At 61.9% G+C, this 20,048-nt stretch carries 13 protein-coding genes; 11 read left to right on the forward strand and 2 right to left on the reverse strand.

Annotated features, from left to right (window positions below; translation table 11 throughout):
- Window positions 1-348: 348 nt before the first annotated feature.
- From M1D68_RS02100 to M1D68_RS02110, 3 genes are all read left to right on the forward strand, one after another.
- Window positions 349-3,801, forward strand: a complete 3,453-nt coding sequence (locus M1D68_RS02100) for a GMC oxidoreductase (RefSeq protein WP_457969135.1) — start codon at window positions 349-351, stop codon at window positions 3,799-3,801.
- Window positions 3,802-3,954: 153 nt separating this feature from the next.
- Entirely contained in the window at window positions 3,955-5,823 is a 1,869-nt protein-coding gene (locus M1D68_RS02105) for a c-type cytochrome (protein ID WP_420764943.1), read from the forward strand.
- Window positions 5,824-5,850: 27 nt separating this feature from the next.
- The gene (locus tag M1D68_RS02110; RefSeq protein ID WP_420764942.1) at window positions 5,851-7,095 is read left to right on the forward strand and encodes a metallophosphoesterase; all 1,245 of its coding nucleotides are present in this window, start codon (window positions 5,851-5,853) and stop codon (window positions 7,093-7,095) included.
- Window positions 7,096-7,211: 116 nt separating this feature from the next.
- On the opposite strand, the gene gbcA is transcribed toward M1D68_RS02110, so the two are convergent.
- On the reverse strand, window positions 7,212-8,507 hold the full coding sequence (gene gbcA, locus M1D68_RS02115; RefSeq protein WP_434561915.1) for a glycine-betaine demethylase subunit GbcA: 1,296 nt from the start codon (window positions 8,505-8,507) through the stop codon (window positions 7,212-7,214).
- A gap of 284 nt (window positions 8,508-8,791) precedes the next feature.
- Between gbcA and gbcB the strand changes: the two genes are divergently transcribed.
- Entirely contained in the window at window positions 8,792-9,892 is a 1,101-nt protein-coding gene (gbcB, locus tag M1D68_RS02120) for a glycine-betaine demethylase subunit GbcB (protein ID WP_420764940.1), read from the forward strand.
- 180 nt (window positions 9,893-10,072) lie between these two features.
- On the opposite strand, the gene M1D68_RS02125 is transcribed toward gbcB, so the two are convergent.
- Window positions 10,073-11,113, reverse strand: coding sequence for a threonine aldolase family protein (locus tag M1D68_RS02125; protein ID WP_420764939.1), 1,041 nt, complete (start codon window positions 11,111-11,113; stop codon window positions 10,073-10,075).
- Window positions 11,114-11,306: 193 nt separating this feature from the next.
- Between M1D68_RS02125 and M1D68_RS02130 the strand changes: the two genes are divergently transcribed.
- From M1D68_RS02130 to purU, 7 genes are all read left to right on the forward strand, one after another.
- Window positions 11,307-12,017, forward strand: a complete 711-nt coding sequence (locus M1D68_RS02130) for a TraX family protein (protein ID WP_457969138.1) — start codon at window positions 11,307-11,309, stop codon at window positions 12,015-12,017.
- A 191-nt stretch (window positions 12,018-12,208) separates the two neighbouring features.
- Window positions 12,209-13,462, forward strand: coding sequence for a serine hydroxymethyltransferase (glyA, locus tag M1D68_RS02135; protein ID WP_420764937.1), 1,254 nt, complete (start codon window positions 12,209-12,211; stop codon window positions 13,460-13,462).
- A 22-nt stretch (window positions 13,463-13,484) separates the two neighbouring features.
- The gene (locus M1D68_RS02140; protein ID WP_030139293.1) at window positions 13,485-14,735 is read left to right on the forward strand and encodes a sarcosine oxidase subunit beta; all 1,251 of its coding nucleotides are present in this window, start codon (window positions 13,485-13,487) and stop codon (window positions 14,733-14,735) included.
- A gap of 14 nt (window positions 14,736-14,749) precedes the next feature.
- Entirely contained in the window at window positions 14,750-15,079 is a 330-nt protein-coding gene (locus tag M1D68_RS02145) for a sarcosine oxidase subunit delta (protein ID WP_434561923.1), read from the forward strand.
- Window positions 15,076-18,093 (forward strand): sarcosine oxidase subunit alpha, encoded by a 3,018-nt coding sequence (locus tag M1D68_RS02150; RefSeq protein ID WP_420764935.1) that lies wholly within the window; start codon window positions 15,076-15,078, stop codon window positions 18,091-18,093. The genes M1D68_RS02145 and M1D68_RS02150 overlap by 4 nt, the downstream gene beginning before the upstream one ends.
- Window positions 18,094-18,239: 146 nt before the next feature.
- Complete coding sequence (locus tag M1D68_RS02155; RefSeq protein ID WP_420764934.1) at window positions 18,240-18,872, forward strand: sarcosine oxidase subunit gamma; 633 nt, start codon at window positions 18,240-18,242, stop codon at window positions 18,870-18,872.
- Window positions 18,873-19,082: 210 nt separating this feature from the next.
- Window positions 19,083-19,940 (forward strand): formyltetrahydrofolate deformylase, encoded by an 858-nt coding sequence (purU, locus tag M1D68_RS02160; RefSeq protein ID WP_420764933.1) that lies wholly within the window; start codon window positions 19,083-19,085, stop codon window positions 19,938-19,940.
- Window positions 19,941-20,048: the final 108 nt, after the last annotated feature.

Consider the following 20,048-nt stretch of genomic DNA (forward strand, 5'->3'; position numbering starts at 1 on the left):
AGTTCTAAGGAACTGCCTTGACGTAGGGGTGTCGCCTGTCTTCACTCATGGCACAAGGACAGCGAACATTATCCATATCTGGTTCAGGGAGAACGCACGATGGATAGCAAGGCCCCCCAACCGTTTCCCGCTTCAGCCCCGACATGCATCCCTACGCCTGCCGTCTCGCCGCTTCGACGCACCCATCGTCGCGGGGCCAATCAGCGTGCACGCCTATAACACCTGAGCTTTTCCCCAGTCACCGTTGACTGCCGCTTCAACCCATACGGGATAGTGGCCAGGCGTTCCTGCGCCTGTGAATTTACAGGCAACCGCAGAGTTGCCCCTTCTGCCTGAGAGGACTTGAACATGACACGGATCTCGACCCCCATCAGTGAAATCAAGGAGCACTACGACGTTATCGTCATTGGTTCCGGCTACGGCGGCGGTATCGCCGCGTCACGCTTGTCCCGGACCGGGCGCAAGGTCTGTCTGCTGGAGCGCGGCCGGGAGATCCAGCCCGGCGAGTATCCCAATACCTTGCTCGCCGCCACCGAAGAATTGCAGGTGCATGACCCGGACGGCCACATCGGTTCGCGCACCGGGTTGTTCGACCTGCACGTCAACGCCCAGCAGAACGTGGTGGTCGGGTGTGGCCTGGGCGGTACCTCGCTGATCAACGCCAACGTTGCGCTGGAAGCCGAGCCCGGTGTCTTCGAGGACCCGCGCTGGCCCCTGGCGATGCGCGAGCACAGCGATACGTTGCTCAAGGACGGCTACGCCCGGGCCCGTGAAATGCTCAAGCCCAACCCTTATCCGGCGTCCTCGCCGAACCTGCCCAAGCTCGACGCCCACAAGAAGTCGGCGGACTACCTCAAGCAAGGCGCCCACTTCTACAAACCGCCGATCAACGTCACCTTCGACAAGCTGCCCAACAATCTCAATCACGTCGGCGTTGAGCAACTGCCGTGCAATGGCTGTGGCGACTGCGTCTCGGGCTGTAACAACAAGGCCAAGAACACCACGCTGATGAACTACCTGCCGGATGCCTGGAACCATGGCGCGGAGATTTTCTGCCAGGCCGAGGTGCGTCACCTGGAGCGCGAGGGTGACGGCTGGATCGTGCATTTCCAATACCTGGACAGCGGTCGCGAAATGTTTTCGGCGCCGACGCTCTTTGTGCGCGCGGACATCGTGGTGGTGTCCGCCGGCACCCTGGGTTCCACCGAAATCATGCTGCGCTCGCGGGACAAGGGCCTGTCGATGTCCGCCCAGTTGGGCGAAAACATGAGCGGCAACGGTGACATCCTCGGTTTCGGCCATAACTGCGATCAAGTGATCAACGGCATCGGCTTTGGCGCCCATTCGGCCAAGGAACTCGAGCCGGTGGGGCCATGCATTACGTCGGTCATCGACATGCGCACCGAGGGCGACTGGCGCAGCCGCATGGTGATCGAGGAAGGCTCGATCCCCGGCGCCCTCGGCCGAGCCATGGTGCCAAGCATGGCGGCGTTCGCCGAAACGATCGGCGTGCCCACCGACACCGGCTTCGGTGCCAGCCTCAAGTACAAGGGCCGCGAGGCCGAGAGTTTCCTGCGTGGGCCGTATTACGGCGCGCTGCACAACATGCAGACCTATTTGATCATGAGCCATGACAACGGCAAGGGCCGCATGGTGCTCGATAACAAGGACCAACTGCGCATCGACTGGCCCGGTGTCGGCGAGCAGGAAAACGTCACCCTTGGCAACGAGCGCCTGCACCAGAGCACCAAGGCCCTGGGCGGGATCTGGGTCGAGAATCCGATCTGGACCAAGTTGCTCAAGCACAGCATCGTTTCGGTTCATCCACTGGGCGGTTGCGTGATGGGCGAGGACGCGGTCCAGGGCGTGGTCAACCACAAGGGCCAGGTGTTCAGCGGCGCCAGCGGCACCGACGTCTACCCGGGCCTGTATGTGACGGACGGCTCGGTGATTCCGACCTCACTGGCGGTCAATCCCTTGCTGACGATTTCAGCAGTGAGTGAGCGCAACATGGGGCTGCTGGCGGCTGATCGCGGCTGGCTGATCGATTACACGCTACCGTCGGCGCCGCGCAAACCGGTGGCGGCGCCAACCCTCGGCGTGCAGTTCACCGAAACCATGAAGGGCTTCTTCTCCACGGCGTTTACCCAGCCCCAAGGCACCGACCTCAGCCTTTACGAAGCAGCGGCCAAGCGCGGCCAGGCCGATAACTCACCCATTGAGTTCACCCTGACCATCACCGCCGCCGACCTCAATCGCCTGATCAAGGAGCCGGAGCACGCCGCGACGCTGGTGGGCACCCTCGATGCGCCGCTGCTGTCGCCCAAGCCCCTGGTTGCCAGCAATGGCGTATTCAACCTGTTCGAGCAATACCAGGAACAGGTCGGCGTGCGGCACATGAACTACGACATGAAGCTGACCGCCGAAGACGGCAGCGATTATTACTTCAGCGCCTTCAAGACCGTGCCCGAGGACAACGGCGTGCTGAACATCTGGCACGACACCAGCACGCTGTACGTCACGCTTTATCGCGGGCCGGACAAGACCGGCGCGGTGCTCGGCTCCGGCGTCATGCACATTCTGCCGGCCGACTTCGCCAAGCAGATGACCACCATGAAAGTGCTCAACGCCCGCAATGAGCGCGAGCGCGTGGAGGCGTTGGCGCGGTTCGGCAAGTTCTTCGCGGGTATCTTGTGGGAGAGCTACGGCGGCGTCTTCGCCGGTGACGTCTACTTCAACCCGGACGCGCCGCCACGCTTGAAACGCCCCTTGGATGCGCCGGCCCCGGTGGTGCATTTCTTCCAGACCGAAGATAACGTCGAGCTTCGCCTGACCCGCTACCAAGCTGGCAGCAAGGGCCCCGTGATGTTGGTGCATGGCCTGGGCGTGGGCTCGAATATCTTCTCCACCGACACCATCCACACCAACCTGCTGGAGTACCTGTGCAAGCACGAATATGACGTCTGGCTACTGGACCTGCGCGTCAGCATCCTGCTGCCGGCCAGCAAGCATGAATGGAATGGCGACCAGGTGGCCCAGTACGACTTCAAGGCGGCCATCGAGCAGATCCAGCAGGCAACCCTGGCCCGCGACGTGCAATGCGTGGTGCATTGCTATGGCGCGACGACCTTCTTCATGTCGATGCTCGCCGGGTTGCAGGGCGTGCGTTCGGTGGTTTGCTCGCAGATCGCGGCCGACACGGTGGTCGCCACCGCCACGGGGCTCAAGGCCGGTCTGCACCTGCCGGGAGTGCTCGATGCCATCGGCATCAAATCCATGACGGCCTACGCCGACACCAAGGAAAGCTGGTTCAACAAACTCTACGACAAGGCCCTCAATGGCTACGCCCGGATCGAGGCTCAGGGTTATTGCACCAACCCGGTCTGCCATCGCATCACGTTCATGTACGCCTCGCTGTACCGCCACGACACCCTCAACGAAACCCTGCACGACAACCTGCACGAGTTGTTCGGCGAGTCGAACATCCAGACCTTCGAGCATCTGGCGTTGATCGTGCGCAAGGGGCATCTGGTGGACTTCAAGGGCAACGACGTCTATATGCCGCATTTCGATCGGTTGAGTTTGCCGATCTGCTTCATCAGCGGTGCCGACAACCAGTGCTACCTGCCGCAAAGCACCCTCAAGACCTACGAGCGGCTGTGCGACATGCATGGCCCGCAACTGTTCAGCCGCCACGAGATACCCGGCTACGGTCACATCGACTGCATGTTCGGCAAGGATGCGGTGGTGGATGTGTATCCGATCATTCTTGAGCACCTGGAAAAAACGGCGCTGGGCTAGCTGGCTGCCCTCGGTGGCGAGGGAGCTTGCTCCCGCTCGGCTGCGAAGCAGTCGTCGCTTTTGAAGTCTTGGGGGCCGCTACGCGGCCCAGCGGGAGCAAGCTCCCTCGCCACATGGGTTTTGTGGTGAGTCAAGAATAAGGAAAAGGATGCCATGAACGCTCACATCCGCTGGTTCCAACGCATCATCTGGATCGGCATCGTCATGAACATGGTCTTCGCGATCCCGGCGCTGTTCGCGCCGGCGTTGCTGACGTCCATGCTTGGCCTGCCGCCCGTGCTGTCCGATCCCTGGTTGGAGAACACCGGCATGTTGCTGGTGGGGATCAGCCTGTTCTACATGCCTTCGGGCTTCAACGCGCCGCGTTTCGTGGTGCATTCGTGGTTGTGCGTGCTGTCGCGGCTGGTAGCGGTGGTGTTCTGGATCTACCTGATCAACACCAACAACCAGGGCTCGTTGTTCGTGCCGATGTTGATGGGCGACCTGAGCATGTTCCTGATCCTGGGCGTGCTGCTTTACCTGGGCAGCCCGGTGGCCAACCGTCCGCTGGCCTTGCTCCAGGCCGGTTGGCGCGAGTGGCGCGCCGGTTGGGCGCTGCGCTGGCAGAGCCACGCGTTCAGGGTCGGCACGTTGGTGGTGGTCTTGTTGTTGGGTTTCATCGGCTACCAGACCTGGTACCAGATGATCCGGGAGGTGCCGCAACCGGACTTTGCATCCGATGAAGATCACTACAAATACGCCGCCATCGGCCTGGGCATCGAGGCGCGGATTCCCTATTACCTGTTCGCCGTGCTGCCGCAGATGTGTCCGGAAAAAATGCCCAAGCCAGGCGGCTACGAGGTGTTCGGTTTTCTCTATGAAAATGGCAACGACCTGCCCATCGGCATGGCCAAGCGGCAGCTCGGCTACCCCACCGTGGAGCCGAACTGCGCCCTGTGCCATACCGGTTCGTATCGGGCCAATGCCTCCGACGTCGCGGTGCCCGTCGCCGCCGCGCCGGCCAATACCCTGCAACTGCAAGCCTTCCAATGGTTCGCCTACGAGTGTGCCAGCGACCCGAAATTCACCCCCGACGCCGTCATGGCGGCGATCAACGGCAAGTTCCAGCTGGGCTTTTTCGAAAAGCTCTACAACCGCTACCTGATCATCCCAATGGCAAAAAGCGCGTTGCTCAAGCAGAAGCAGGCCTATGCCTGGCAGAAGCTGCGTCCGGCCCAGGGGCCAGGGCGGACCGACACCTTCAACCCGACCAAGATGGTGGTCTTTGGCTTCCCGGATGACTCCACCATCGGCACCGTGGACTTGCCCCAGGTGTGGAACCAGAAACCTCGCGAGTCCATGTACCTGCACTGGGACGGCAATAACAACAAGATCCACGAACGCAACTACGCCGCCGCCATGGCCGTGGGAGCGACGCCGGGATCGGTACTGCCGCCTAGTTTCAACCGCGTGACCAACTGGCTGCTTGGCCACAAGGCGCCGGCGTGGCCGTTCGCCCTGGACCAAGGAAAAGTTGCCCAGGGCAAGCCGATCTGGGATCAAAACTGCGCCGGTTGCCACGATTTCGGGCGCAGCGATACCGGGCAAGTCACCACCAATATCGACCAGTTGGGCACCGATCCCCATCGCCTGAACTCCTTTACCACCGGCCTGGTGAGCGCGTTCCACGGCTTCAAGAAACCACCGTTCGACTTTGGCGCCTACCGCAAGACCCAGAGCTACAGCAACACGCCCACCGACGGCATCTGGTTGCGTGCGCCGTACCTGCACAACGGTTCGGTGCCGACCTTGTGGGATTTGCTGCAAGCGCCGGAGCAGCGTCCGCAGGTCTTTTACACCGGCTCCGATATCTACGATCCGCAGAAGGTCGGCTTCATCACCAGCGGCGCGCAGATGAAGGCGTCGGCTGACTTCAAATACGACACCCGCCTGGAAGGCAATCACAACGGCGGTCACCTATATGGCACGCAACTGTCGGACGTCGACAAGCGGGCCCTGATCGAATTCATGAAGACCCTGTAGTCCAGGGCACAACGAAGGAGCGTCCACATGTCATTACTGCATCATTGGGAACATGAGTTCGACAAGGTCAAGGTCCGCCTGCATGGGTTGGTCACGCGGCTGGAAATGTCCTGGAAAAAACTCGTCAACGACCTGGAACCGGAGGAATTCCAGGCCATCGTCAAGCTGCTGCAGCGAGGCCATGACCAGGCCCGGCACGTCATCGATCACGGCGATCTGCCGGACGATGAGCCGGCCGTGCCCTGGGAGCTCGCTCATGGCTTGTCGATCCTGAAGATCGGCAACGCCAGCGCCTTGCCGCAAAGCGAAGACGAACTGCGCACCCGAGTACTCAAGGACGGCACCTTGCTGGGGTGCCGAAAATGGGAATTGCTGGACCTGCTGTGGAGCGAGGCGCTGCTCAAATGGATTGAAAACCTGCGCCACCACGCGACGTTCGCCACCACCCCGGCGCTGGTGAAAATGGACAACGACGTGGTGCTCGCCATCGCAGGCGACTGGGGCACCGGGCCGTTCGACAGTCACGCACCCGCGGTGGCCGTCGCCAACCAGATGCAACTGGCCCAGGCTGACTTCACCATCCACCTGGGCGATGTCTACTACGCCGGCACGCATTCCCAGGAAGATGTCGACATGGCCGGGTGGCCGCAGGGCAAGCATGGGTCGTTCACCCTCAACTCCAACCATGAGATGTACAGCGGCGCCCATGGCTACTTCAAGGAGCTGGCGTCGCGTTTTCCGGTGCAACAGGGCACCAGTTATTTCGCCTTGTACAACGACGACTGGCTGGTGGTCGGGCTCGACAGTGCCTACGCTTCGGACGCAATGAACCTGTACATGGACGGCACCCTCAACACCCAGCAGATCGAGTGGATGAAAACCCTGCCCAAGCGCAAGAAGCTCATGGTGCTCAGTCATCACCAAGGCTTCGACATTTCAGGGCACAACAAGACCGCGCTTTATCAACCGGTCTGCGACGCCCTGGGGCGCGAGCCGGATTATTGGTATTGGGGCCATTTGCACAATGGCATCTGTTACGCACCCCAAGGTGGGCTGCATGCGCGCTGCGCCGGGCACGGGGCGATTCCCTATGGCACCACCAGCGAGTTGAACGGGCATGCCCGGGTGCTATGGTCGGAAACTGAACTGGCGGGGGACGAGACGTATCCGGAGCGGGTGTTGAATGGGTATGTGAAGGTTCAGCTGAGGGGGGAGGAGATTGTCGAGACGTTTTATGGGGAGGATGGCAGTGTGCGGTGGTCGTCCAGGTAGTCGGTGAATGTCAGGCCGCTATCGCGAGCAGGCTCTCTCCCACAAGGGTTCTGTGTCGGTCACAGAACCTGTGGGAGCGAGCTTGCTCCGGGCGGCGATCCAACGATGCTTCTGACTTAGCCCTGGACCGGAACGCCCTTGAGGTACGGCGCAGGTTCGGCCCCCAGGTTGTTGAGCAGGCGCTCGCTGTACCAATCCACGAAATTCACCACGCCGAACTCGTAGGTCTTGGAGTACGGGCCCGGCTGGTAGGCGGTGGAGTTGATGCCGCGCTGGTTTTCCTCGGCCAGGCGACGGTCCTGGTCGTTGGTGGCGTCCCAGACCTGGCGCATGCGCTCTACGTCGTAGTCGACGCCTTCGACCGCGTCCTTGTGCACCAGCCACTTGGTGGTGACCATGGTTTCCTGGGCGCTGATCGGCCACACGGTGAACACGATGATGTGGTCGCCCATGCAGTGGTTCCACGAGTGCGGCAGGTGCAGGATGCGCATCGAGCCCAGGTCCGGGTTCTTGATGCGGCCCATCAGCTTGGCGCAGCCTTGCTTGCCGTCCATGGTCATCGACACGGTGCCCTTGAGCAGCGGCATGCGCACGATTCGGTTGCGCAGGCCGAAGCTGGCGTGGGCGTAAGGGATCTTCTCGGCTTCCCAGGCGGCGGCGGAAGCGGCCACGTGGTCCTTGAACGCCTGGTCGGCGCGTGGGTCGGTGACGTCGTCCCATTCCAGCAAGGTTTTTAGCAGTTCAGGGTGCGAGGCGTTGCAGTGGTAGCACTCGCGGTTGTTCTCCAGCACCAGTTTCCAGTTGGCCTTTTCCATCAAGGTGGTTTGCACCGCCACCTTGGTGTTCTCCATGTCGTAGGGTTCCATGTAGTGGTTCAGGGTCGACAGGAAATCATCGATGGCCGGTGGGTTCTCGGCCAGGCTGATGAAGATGTAGCCGCCGGCGGTCTTCACGTTCACCGGCTTGAGGCCGTACTGCTTCATGTCGAAGTCGGCACCCATCTCGGTGCCGGCGAACAGCAGGCGACCGTCCAGTTCGTAGGTCCACTGGTGGTAATGGCAGACCAGTTTGGCGACCTTGCCCTTGTCGCTGGTGCACAGCCGCGAACCACGGTGGCGGCAGACGTTATGGAAGGCATGCACCACGCCCTCGGCGCCGCGAATCACAATGATCGGGTTCTTGCCGATCTGCAGCGTCAGGTAGTTGCCCTTCGCCGGGATTTCGCAGGTCATGCCGGCGATCAACCATTCCTTCTGGAAAATTTCCTGCATGTCGATATCGAACAGGCGCTCATCGGAGTAGAACGGCTGCGGCAGCGAAAAGGTGCGCTCGCGCTCTTGCAGCATCTGCGCGGTGGCCTTGCGTGCGGGTTCCAGCGGATCGCCCAGGCTCAGGGTGGTGGTGACGTCCATCGTTTTGTCCTCATGGTCCTCTACGAGACCATCAAAAAAGTGGCTGATCGGTTGTGCTACGCAAGGCAGAAATTTGTGATTGTCTGTTGGGGCGAGTGTGGGGCCGCGCAGGGGCGCAACCTTATCCATGGGCGACATGGCCCAATCTGTTCCCGACGCGCAAGCCCCGGTAGTTGGGGGCTGGTCGCGATAAGTATGTGAATGTCGCAGATAGGTAAATGGCGGTACAGGCGCCTAAGCACAATCGCCATCATTAAGGCCGACAGTCGGCCGTGGAGATCAGCATGTCCAATAATTTCCTGAACCCGGTCACCACCCAGACCTGGGCCAATGGCCGACATATCGTTCGTTGCGTCAAAGTCATCCAGGAAACCTGGGATGTGCGCACATTCTGTTTCATGGCCGACCAGCCGATCATGTTCTTTTTCAAGCCCGGGCAATTTGTCACCCTGGAGCTGGAAATCGAAGGCCAGCCGATCATGCGTTCCTACACCATTTCCAGTTCGCCGTCGGTGCCCTACAGCTTCTCGGTGACCATCAAGCGCGTGCCGGGGGGCAAGGTTTCCAACTGGCTGCACGATACGCTGCACGAGGGCCAGGAACTGGCGGTGCACGGGCCGGTGGGGCTGTTCAACGCCATCGATTTCCCGAGTCCGAAAGTGCTTTACCTCAGCGGTGGCGTGGGAATTACGCCGTGCATGTCCATGGCGCGTTGGTTCTACGATACCAACGCTAACGTCGACATGACCTTCGTCCACAGCGCTCGCTCGCCCAAGGACATCATCTACCACCGCGAGCTGGAGCACATGGCGTCGCGGATCGACAACTTCAGCTTGCACCTGATCTGCGAAAAACATGGCCTGGGCGAGCCGTGGGCCGGGTACCGCGGATACTTGAATCACAAGATGCTGGAATTGATGGTGCCCGATTTCCTCGAGCGCGAAGTGTTCTGCTGCGGCCCGACGCCGTACATGAGTGCGGTCAAGCGCCTGCTGGAAGCCGCCGGCTATGACATGAAGCGTTATCACGAGGAATCCTTTGGCGCCACGCCACCGGAAGCCCGCGCCGATGCGGTGGAACAGGCCGAACAGGCCGCTGACGCACCGGAAGTTGACCAGGCGGACCTGCACCAGGTGGAATTCGTCGCCTCCGGCAAGAGCATCGGCGTAGCACCGGGCGAAACCGTCCACGCGGCCGCCGCCAAGCTCGGCCTGATGATCCCCAAGGCTTGTGGCATGGGCATCTGCGGCACTTGCAAGGTGTTGAAGCTAGGCGGGGAAGTGGACATGGAGCACAACGGCGGGATCACCGAGGACGACGAGGCCGAGGGTTATATCCTGTCGTGCTGCAGCGTGCCGAAGGGGGATGTGCGGATCGAGTTTTGATCCGTTCTTTCAGGCGCGCGATGAGCTCTTGTGGCGAGGGGATTTATCCCCGTTGGGCTGCGAAGCAGCCCTAAAGCAATCAACTCGATCAATCTGATACATCGCGTCCGCAGATTTCAGGGCCGCTTCGCGGCCCAGCGGGGATAAATCCCCTCGCCACAGGTGAACCTGCAATATTTCCTAGCCCGCCATCACTTCCCGAATATCCGCCGCCAATTCCCGCACCCGCGCCTCTTCTGTATCCCACGAGCACATGAAGCGTGCGCCGCCCTTGCCGATGAAGGTGTAGAAGCGCCAGCCCTTGGCCGTCAGCGCGGCGATAGCCGGCTCCGAGAGTTGCAGGAACACCCCGTTGGCCTGGACCGGGAACATCAGTTCCACGCCCTCGATGTCGCTGACCAGCTCCGCCAGCAATTGCGCGCAGCGGTTGGCGTGGCGGGCGTGCTTGAGCCAGGCGTCGTTTTGCAGCAGGCCGACCCAGGGCGCGGACAGGAAGCGCATTTTCGATGCCAGTTGCCCGGCCTGTTTGCAGCGGTAGTCGAAGTCTTCGGCCAGGTCGTGGTTGAAGAACAGAATTGCTTCGCCCACCGCCATGCCGTTTTTCGTCCCGCCGAAGCACAACACGTCCACGCCGGCCTTCCAGGTCAGGTCGGCCGGGGTGCAGCCGAGGAAGGCGCAGGCGTTGGAGAATCGCGCGCCGTCCATGTGCAGGTTCAGGCCCAGCTCCTTGCAGGTGACGCTGATGGCGCGGATTTCCTCCGGCGTGTAGACGCTGCCCACTTCCGTGGCCTGGGTCAGGGTCACGACGCGCGGCTTGGGGTAATGGATATCCTGGCGCTTTAGGGCGACCTCGCGGATCGAGTCGGGCGTCAGCTTGCCGTTCTCGGTGCGTGCCACCAGCAGCTTGGAGCCGTTGGAGAAGAATTCCGGCGCGCCACATTCGTCGGTCTCGACGTGGGCGGTTTCCGAGCAGATCACGCTGTGATAACTCTGGCACAGTGAGGACAGCGCCAAGGAGTTGGCCGCCGTGCCGTTGAACGCGAAGAACACTTCGCAGTCGGTTTCGAACAAGGCACGGAAATCATCCGCCGCGCGATGGGTCCACTCGTCGTCGCCGTAGGCGCGCTGGTGGCCCTGGTTGGCTTCTTCCATGGCCGCCCAGGCTTCAGGGCAGATGCCGGAATAGTTGTCGCTGGCAAATTGTTGACTCTTGTCGGTCATGGCCGTGCTCCTTGATTAGAGAGTCCTGGGTAAGAGATCCCTGGCGGAATTCCCGGATGGGGGTTCCTTGGTCCGGCGTGCTTGAGTGCGCAACGCCGTGGTCTATGTTGGTGCGCACTTTACCCAAGATTAGAGGGGGAACATACGGGATGTTTCTGTCAGAAAATCACAAAGCCCCAGGGCCGCGACGCACATGAGTCGACGCGACGGCGCCCTGGACCTGCTCAAGTGGCTGGCACTGTTGTCGATGGTCCTCGATCATCTGCGATATGTCGGTTTTTCCGTCGATTGGCTGTATGTGCCGGGGCGGTTGGCGTTTCCGTGGTTCTGCCTGGCGATGGCGGCAAACCTGGCGCGCAGCGGCGGCGCCGCCGGCACCGATGCGTGGCGCTACCTGGGCTGGCTGTTGCTGTTCAGCGCCGTCAGCGAAATTCCCTATCGCTTGTTCATTCCCGCCCCCGCCACCTTGAATGTCATGCCTACGTTGGTGCTTGGGTTATTGGTAGCGCGTTGTTGGCAGACGCCCACCTTGGAAGCGCGATGCCTGGCCGCGATGGCGTTGCTGCTGGCGGCGCTGTTTTCGTCGCGGTTGATGTTTGGCTTCTATGGGGTGCTGCTGCCACTGGCGACATTGCTGGCGTTCAAGCGCTCGCTGTTTCTGGCCTTGCTGCCGGGACTGGTGTGCGTGGCGGCCAATCAATGGCGGGTGCTGTATGGCGCCGCGTGGCTGGGGGATGCGGTGGCGTTGTGGGGGTTGGTGGCTTGCCTGATCGCGCCAGGGCTGGGCCTGGTGCTTTTGCGACACGCGAGTCGTTTTCATCCGGTGCCGATGCGACGTTGGGCCTATCTGCTCTATCCCGCGCACTTTCTGCTGTTGCTCGCGGTTCGCCAAGCCTTTGCATAACCCTTGTTCTCTCACCACAAGGGAAGGTGTTCGATTCCATTTGATCCCATGTCGTAAACGCACCTTTGCGTGGCGTCCATAGGCATTTGACCTGCCTGCGCCGGCCATACCATCGCATCCAAAGGGCACGACCGAAACGGTCCGTGCCTCACCGAGACGAAAGGCGCACCGCCGCCGCTGGGAGAGACGCGATGTTCAGCAAGCAAGACCAAATCCAAGGCTACGATGATGCACTGCTGGCGGCGATGAATGCCGAGGAGCAACGCCAGGAAGACCACATCGAACTGATCGCGTCCGAGAACTACACCAGCAAGCGTGTGATGCAGGCCCAGGGCAGCGGCTTGACCAACAAATACGCCGAAGGCTATCCGGGCAAGCGCTACTACGGTGGCTGCGAGCACGTCGACAAGGTCGAGGCCCTGGCCATCGAGCGCGCCAAGCAGTTGTTCGGCGCCGATTACGCCAACGTCCAGCCCCACTCCGGTTCGTCGGCCAACAGCGCCGTCTACCTGGCCCTGCTGCAAGCCGGTGACACCATCCTGGGCATGAGCCTGGCCCACGGCGGTCACCTGACTCACGGTGCGAAAGTGTCGTCCTCAGGCAAACTCTACAACGCGGTGCAATACGGTATCGATACCACCACCGGCCTGATCGACTACGACGAAGTCGAGCGCCTGGCGGTCGAGTGCAAGCCGAAGATGATCGTTGCCGGTTTCTCTGCCTACTCCAAGACCCTGGATTTTCCACGCTTCCGCCAGATCGCCGACAAGGTCGGTGCGCTGCTGTTCGTCGACATGGCCCACGTCGCTGGCCTGGTTGCCGCCGGCCTGTACCCAAACCCACTGCCGTACGCCGACGTGGTCACCACCACCACCCACAAGACCCTGCGCGGTCCCCGTGGCGGTCTGATCCTGGCCAAGTCCAACGAAGAAATCGAGAAGAAGCTCAACGCCGCGGTATTCCCCGGCGCCCAGGGCGGCCCGCTGATGCACGTGATCGCCGGCAAGGCCGTGTGCTTCAAGGAGGCCCTGGAACCAGGTTTCAAGGCCTATCAACAGCAAGTGATCGAAAACGCCCAGGCCATGGCTGGCGTGTTCATCAAGCGTGGCTACGATGTGGTATCCGGCGGCACCGATAATCACCTGTTCCTGGTCAGCCTGATTCGCCAGGGCCTGACGGGCAAGGACGCCGACGCCGCCCTGGGCCGCGCCCACATCACCGTCAACAAGAACGCCGTGCCGAACGACCCGCAATCGCCGTTCGTGACCTCGGGCCTGCGTATCGGTACCCCGGCGGTGACCACGCGCGGTTTCAAGGTCAGCCAGTGCGTCACGCTGGCCGGTTGGATCTGCGACATCCTCGACAACCTCGGCGATGCCGATGTCGAGGCCAATGTCGCGCAGCAAGTGGCGGCCCTGTGCGCGGACTTCCCGGTTTATCGCTGAGTCGGTTTTGGAGTAAATGACTATGCAACGCTATTCGGGCTTCGGCCTCTTCAAACACTCACTCAGCCACCATGAAAACTGGCAGCGGATGTGGCGCACGCCGACGCCGAAAAAGGTTTATGACGTGGTCATCGTCGGCGGTGGCGGGCATGGCCTGGCGACCGCCTATTACCTGGCCAAGGAACACGGCATCACCAACGTGGCCGTGGTCGAGAAGGGCTGGCTGGGCGGCGGTAACACCGCGCGCAACACCACCATCGTGCGCTCCAACTACCTGTGGGACGAGTCGGCCCACCTGTATGAACACGCGATGAAACTCTGGGAAGGCCTGTCCCAGGACCTGAACTACAACGTGATGTTTTCCCAGCGTGGCGTCTACAACCTGTGCCATACCCTGCAGGACATCCGTGATTCCGAGCGTCGCGTCAGCGCCAACCGCCTCAACGGCGTGGACGGCGAGCTGCTCAATGCCAAGCAAGTGGCCGACGAAATCCCATACCTGGATTGCTCGAAAAACACCCGCTACCCGGTGATGGGCGCCACCGTCCAGCGTCGCGGCGGCGTGGCCCGTCACGATGCCGTGGCCTGGGGCTTTGCCCGGGCGGCGGACGCGTTGGGCGTGGACCTGATCCAGCAGACCGAAGTGATCGGTTTCCGCAAGGAAAACGGCGTGTGCATCGGCGTTGAAACCAACAAGGGCTTCATCGGCGCCAAGCGTGTCGGCGTGGTGACCGCCGGTAACTCCGGGCACATGGCCAAGCTCGCGGGCTTCCGCCTGCCGGTTGAGTCCCATCCATTGCAAGCGTTGGTATCGGAGCCGATCAAGCCGATCATCGACAGCGTGATCATGTCCAACGCCGTACACGGCTACATCAGCCAGTCCGACAAGGGCGACCTGGTGATCGGCGCCGGTATCGACGGCTACAACGGCTACGGCCAGCGTGGTTCGTACCCGGTGATCGAGCACACCATCCAGGCCATCGTCGAAATGTTCCCGGTGCTCTCGCGGGTGCGCATGAACCGCCAGTGGGGCGGCATCGTCGACACCACCCCGGACGCCTGCCCGATCATCTCCAAGACCCCGGTGCCGAACATGTTCTTCAACTGCGGTTGGGGCACCGGTGGTTTCAAGGCCACACCTGGCTCGGGCAACGTGTTTGCCGCAAGCCTGGCCAAGGGTGAAATGCACCCGCTGGCCGCGCCGTTTTCCATCGACCGTTTCCACAACGGCGCACTCATTGACGAACACGGCGCTGCTGCCGTCGCCCACTAACAGGAGAAATCCCCATGTTGCACATCTTCTGTCCTCACTGCGGCGAACTGCGCTCCGAAGAGGAATTCCATGCATCCGGCCAGGCGCATATCCCGCGTCCACTGGACCCGAACGCCTGCACCGACGAGGAGTGGGGCGACTACATGTTCTTCCGCGACAACCCTCGCGGTCTGCATCACGAGTTGTGGATCCATGCCGCCGGTTGCCGCCAGTACTTCAACGCGACCCGTGACACCGTGACCTACGAAATTCTCGAAACCTACAAGATCGGTCAAAAGCCGCAATTCACCGACAAGGCTGACAGTCCGAAAGCGGCCGCGCAGGCTCTGGGAGAGAAGGTATGAGCCAGATCAATCGCCTGTCCAACGGCGGACGGATCGACCGTAACAAAGTGCTGAGCTTCACCTTCAACGGCCAGACCTACAAAGGCTTCGAGGGCGACTCCCTGGCCGCCGCGCTGCTGGCCAACGGTGTCGACATCATCGGTCGCAGCTTCAAGTATTCCCGTCCGCGCGGCATTTTCGCCGCCGGCGCCGAAGAGCCGAACGCGGTGCTGCAGATCGGTGCCACCGAAGCCACCCAGATTCCGAACGTACGGGCCACGCAACAAGCGCTGTACCAAGGCCTGGTCGCCACCAGCACCAACGGCTGGCCGAACGTGAACAACGACATGATGGGGATCCTCGGCAAGGTCGGCGGCAAGCTGATGCCGCCGGGCTTCTACTACAAAACCTTCATGTACCCGCAATCGTTCTGGATGACCTACGAAAAGTACATCCGCAAGGCCGCAGGGTTGGGTCGCTCGCCGACCGAGAACGATCCGGACACCTACGACTACATGAACCGTCACTGCGACGTGTTGATCGTCGGCGCCGGTCCTGCTGGTCTGGCCGCCGCACTGGCCGCGGCCCGCAGCGGTGCGCGCGTGATCCTGGCTGACGAGCAGGAAGAGTTCGGTGGCAGCCTGCTCGATTCCCGCGAGAGTCTGGACGGCAAGCCGGCGACCGAGTGGGTCGCTGCCGCGGTGGCTGAACTGCGCTCGATGCCGGAAGTGGTGTTGCTGCCTCGCGCCACGGTGAACGGCTACCACGACCATAACTTCCTGACCATCCATGAGCGCCTCACCGATCACCTGGGTGATCGCGCTCCGATCGGCCAGGTCCGCCAGCGCATCAACCGGGTCCGCGCCAAGCGCGTGGTGCTGGCGACCGGCGCCTGCGAGCGGCCATTGGTCTACGGCAACAACGACGTGCCGGGCAACATGCTGGCTGGCGCGGTTTCTACTTACATCCGCCGCTACGGCGTGGCGCCGGGCAAGAAACTGGTCCTGAGCACCAACAATGACCACGCCTATCGCGTGGCCCTGGACTGGTTCGACGCCGGCCTGCAAGTGGTAGCCGTCGCCGATGCCCGCAGCAACCCACGTGGCGCACTGGTGGAAGAAGCCCGTGCCAAGGGCATCCGCATCCTTACCGGCAGCGCCGTGATCGAAGCCCGTGGCAGCAAGCGCGTCACCGGGGCACGGGTTGCCGCGATCGATGTGCGCGCCCATACAGTCACCAGCCCCGGCGAATGGCTGGACTGCGACCTGGTGGCGAGCTCCGGCGGCTACAGCCCGGTGGTCCACCTGGCTTCGCACCTGGGCGGCAAGCCGATCTGGCGTGAAGACATCCTCGGTTTCGTACCGGGCGAAGCTCCGCAGAAACGGGTGTGCGTCGGCGGTGTAAATGGTGTGTACAGCCTCGGCGATAGCTTGGCCGACGGTTTCGAAGGCGGCGTGCGCGCGGCCAGCGAAGCGGGTTTCAAGGCAGTGGAGGGCGTGTTGCCCAAAGCCCTGAGCCGTCACGAAGAACCGACCCTGGCGCTGTTCCAGGTGCCCCACGAAAAAACCACCGCTCGGGCGCCGAAGCAATTCGTCGACCTGCAAAACGACGTCACCGCCGCCGCCATCGAACTCGCCACCCGTGAAGGCTTCGAGTCGGTGGAACACGTCAAGCGTTACACCGCCCTGGGCTTCGGCACTGACCAAGGCAAGCTGGGCAACGTCAACGGCCTGGCCATCGCGGCCCGTTCGCTGAACGTGAGCATCCCGCAGATGGGCACCACCATGTTCCGTCCGAACTACACGCCGGTGACTTTCGGCGCGGTGGCCGGCCGTCACTGCGGGCACATTTTCGAGCCGGTGCGCTTCACCGCGCTGCATGCCTGGCATGTAAAAAACGGTGCCGAGTTCGAAGACGTCGGCCAATGGAAGCGCCCTTGGTACTTCCCGAAGAACGGCGAAGACATGCACGCCGCAGTCAAGCGCGAATGCAAGGCGGTGCGCGACAGCGTCGGCCTGCTGGACGCCTCGACCCTGGGCAAGATCGATATCCAGGGCCCGGATGCCCGTGAGTTCCTCAACCGCATCTACACCAATGCCTGGACCAAGCTCGACGTGGGCAAGGCCCGCTACGGCCTGATGTGCAAGGAAGACGGCATGGTCTTCGACGACGGCGTGACAGCCTGTCTGGCGGACAACCATTTCCTGATGACCACCACCACTGGCGGCGCGGCTCGTGTGCTGCAATGGCTGGAGATCTACCAGCAGACCGAATGGCCGGACTTGAAGGTGTACTTCACCTCGGTCACCGACCACTGGGCAACCATGACCCTGTCGGGGCCCAACAGCCGCAAGCTGCTGAGCGAAGTCACCGACATCGACCTGGACAAGGACGGCTTCCCGTTCATGACCTGGAAGGAAGGCCTGGTGGGCGGCGTGCCGGCGCGGGTGTTCCGTATCTCGTTCACCGGTGAGCTGTCATACGAGATCAACGTGCAGGCCGACTACGCCATGGGTGTGCTCGAGCAGATCGTCGAGGCCGGCAAGAAATACAACCTGACCCCGTACGGCACCGAGACCATGCACGTCTTGCGGGCTGAGAAAGGCTTCATCATCGTCGGTCAGGACACCGACGGTTCGATGACCCCGGACGACCTGAACATGGGCTGGTGCGTCGGCCGCACCAAGCCGTTCTCTTGGATCGGCTGGCGCGGGATGAATCGCGAAGATTGCGTGCGCGAAAATCGCAAGCAACTGGTGGGGCTCAAGCCGATCGACCCGAATGTCTGGCTGCCGGAAGGCGCCCAGCTGGTGTTCAACCCCAAGCAGGCGATCCCGATGTCGATGGTCGGCCACGTCACCTCCAGCTATGCGCATAACTCTCTGGGTTATTCGTTTGCGATGGGTGTGGTCAAGGGTGGCTTGAAGCGCCTGGGCGAGCGGGTGTTCGCGCCATTGGCCGACGGCCGGGTGATCGAGGCAGAGATCGTTTCTTCGGTGTTCTTCGATCCGAAGGGGGATCGGCAGAACATCTGATTGGCTTGAGATCCTGTGGGGCGCAATCGCGAGCAAGCTCGCTCCCACAGTTGATCGCGTAACCCTTGTGGGAGCGAGCTTGCTCGCGATGACGGCCTGAAGGTCGCCACAAGGTTGGCTCAATAGTATTCAGACAGGTGCTCCATATGACCGCAGTCAACGTGTACCAACAACGCCCAACCACCGGGGCCAAGGCCGAGTCGTCGCTGCACCATGCCGACCTCGCAAGCCAGGTGGGCAAGGGTCGCAAGAACGCCGGCGTGACCGTGCGCGAGAAAAAACTCCTGGGCCACCTGACCATTCGTGGCGACGGCCATGACCCAGCGTTCGCCGCTGGCGTGCACAAGGCCCTGGGCCTGGAATTGCCGGCCGCGCTGACCGTCGTCATCAAGGGCGAAACCAGCCTGCAATGGCTCGGCCCGGATGAATGGCTGCTGGTGGTGCCCACCGGCGAGGAGTTCGCCGCCGAGCAAAAGCTGCGTGAAGCCCTCGGCGACCTGCACATCCAGATCGTCAATGTCAGTGGCGGCCAGCAGATCCTCGAACTGTCCGGCCCGAACGTGCGCGACGTGCTGATGAAATCCACCAGCTACGATGTACACCCAAGCAATTTCCCGGTGGGCAAAGCCGTGGGCACGGTGTTCGCCAAGTCGCAACTGGTGATCCGCCATACGGCTGAAGACACCTGGGAACTGGTGATCCGCCGCAGCTTCTCCGACTACTGGTGGCTGTGGTTGCAGGATGCCGCGGCGGAGTATGGGTTGAGCGTGCAGGCCTGATACACAGAGGCTAAAGCTGAACACTGTTGTGGCGAGGGGATTTATCCCCGCTGGGCTGCGAAGCAGCCCTAAAAGCTTGATGTGATCAACCTGACACTCTGAAGTAGCAGGTCTAGGGGCTGCTCCGCAGCCCAGCGGGGATAAATCCCCTCGCCACAGGGGTTCTGTGCTTAGCGGGGGATTTGTCCATAACAAACAGGAGTCACCGCAATGAGCCGCGCCCCAGACACATGGATCCTGACTGCCGATTGCCCCAGCGTGCTCGGCACGGTGGACGCGGTGACCCGCTTTCTGTTCGAGCAGGGCTGCTACGTCACCGAACACCACTCGTTCGACGACCGACTCTCGGCGCGCTTCTTCATTCGCGTGGAGTTTCGCCAACCTGACGGTTTCGATGAGCAGAGTTTCCGCGCCGGCCTGGCCGAGCGTGCCGAAGCCTTTGGCATGGTCTTCGAACTGACCCCGCCCAACTATCGACCCAAAGTGGTGATCATGGTCTCCAAAGCCGATCACTGCCTCAACGACTTGCTCTACCGCCAGCGCATCGGCCAGTTGTCGATGGACGTAGTGGCCGTGGTGTCCAACCACCCAGACCTCAAGCCGTTGGCCGACTGGCACCAGATTCCCTACTACCATTTCCCCCTTGACCCGAACGACAAACCGGCCCAGGAGCGGCAGGTGTGGCAGGTGATCGAAGACACCGGCGCCGAACTGGTGATCCTCGCCCGCTACATGCAAGTGCTGTCGCCAGAGTTGTGCCGCAAGCTTGATGGCAAGGCGATCAACATCCATCACTCGTTGCTGCCGGGGTTCAAGGGTGCCAAGCCGTATCACCAGGCCTACAACAAAGGCGTGAAGCTGGTGGGCGCCACGGCGCATTACATCAACAACGATCTGGACGAAGGGCCGATCATTGCCCAAGGCGTGGAAGTGGTGGACCACAGCCACTACCCCGAAGATTTGATTGCCAAGGGCAGGGATATCGAAGGGCTCACCTTGGCCCGGGCGGTGGGGTATCACATTGAGCGGCGGGTGTTCTTGAACGCCAATCGCACGGTTGTTCTTTAGACCGTCATCGCGAGCAAGCTCGCTCCCACAGGATCTGTGTAGGCCTGCAGATTCTGGACGCACCAACAGTCCATTGTGGGAGCGAGCTTGCTCGCGATAGGGCCTTTA

The sequence above is a fragment of the Pseudomonas sp. R4-84 genome, assembly GCF_054130985.1.

What these genes read in the sequence shown, in the direction of transcription:
- M1D68_RS02100 (WP_457969135.1), top strand. Translation starts at nt 349, where the DNA reads ATGACACGGATCTCGACCCCCATCAGTGAAATCAAGGAGCACTACGAC.
- M1D68_RS02105 (WP_420764943.1), top strand. Translation starts at nt 3,955, where the DNA reads ATGAACGCTCACATCCGCTGGTTCCAACGCATCATCTGGATCGGCATC.
- M1D68_RS02110 (WP_420764942.1), top strand. Translation starts at nt 5,851, where the DNA reads ATGTCATTACTGCATCATTGGGAACATGAGTTCGACAAGGTCAAGGTC.
- gbcA (WP_434561915.1), bottom strand. Translation starts at nt 8,507, where the DNA reads ATGGACGTCACCACCACCCTGAGCCTGGGCGATCCGCTGGAACCCGCA.
- gbcB (WP_420764940.1), top strand. Translation starts at nt 8,792, where the DNA reads ATGTCCAATAATTTCCTGAACCCGGTCACCACCCAGACCTGGGCCAAT.
- M1D68_RS02125 (WP_420764939.1), bottom strand. Translation starts at nt 11,113, where the DNA reads ATGACCGACAAGAGTCAACAATTTGCCAGCGACAACTATTCCGGCATC.
- M1D68_RS02130 (WP_457969138.1), top strand. Translation starts at nt 11,307, where the DNA reads ATGAGTCGACGCGACGGCGCCCTGGACCTGCTCAAGTGGCTGGCACTG.
- glyA (WP_420764937.1), top strand. Translation starts at nt 12,209, where the DNA reads ATGTTCAGCAAGCAAGACCAAATCCAAGGCTACGATGATGCACTGCTG.
- M1D68_RS02140 (WP_030139293.1), top strand. Translation starts at nt 13,485, where the DNA reads ATGCAACGCTATTCGGGCTTCGGCCTCTTCAAACACTCACTCAGCCAC.
- M1D68_RS02145 (WP_434561923.1), top strand. Translation starts at nt 14,750, where the DNA reads ATGTTGCACATCTTCTGTCCTCACTGCGGCGAACTGCGCTCCGAAGAG.
- M1D68_RS02150 (WP_420764935.1), top strand. Translation starts at nt 15,076, where the DNA reads ATGAGCCAGATCAATCGCCTGTCCAACGGCGGACGGATCGACCGTAAC.
- M1D68_RS02155 (WP_420764934.1), top strand. Translation starts at nt 18,240, where the DNA reads ATGACCGCAGTCAACGTGTACCAACAACGCCCAACCACCGGGGCCAAG.
- purU (WP_420764933.1), top strand. Translation starts at nt 19,083, where the DNA reads ATGAGCCGCGCCCCAGACACATGGATCCTGACTGCCGATTGCCCCAGC.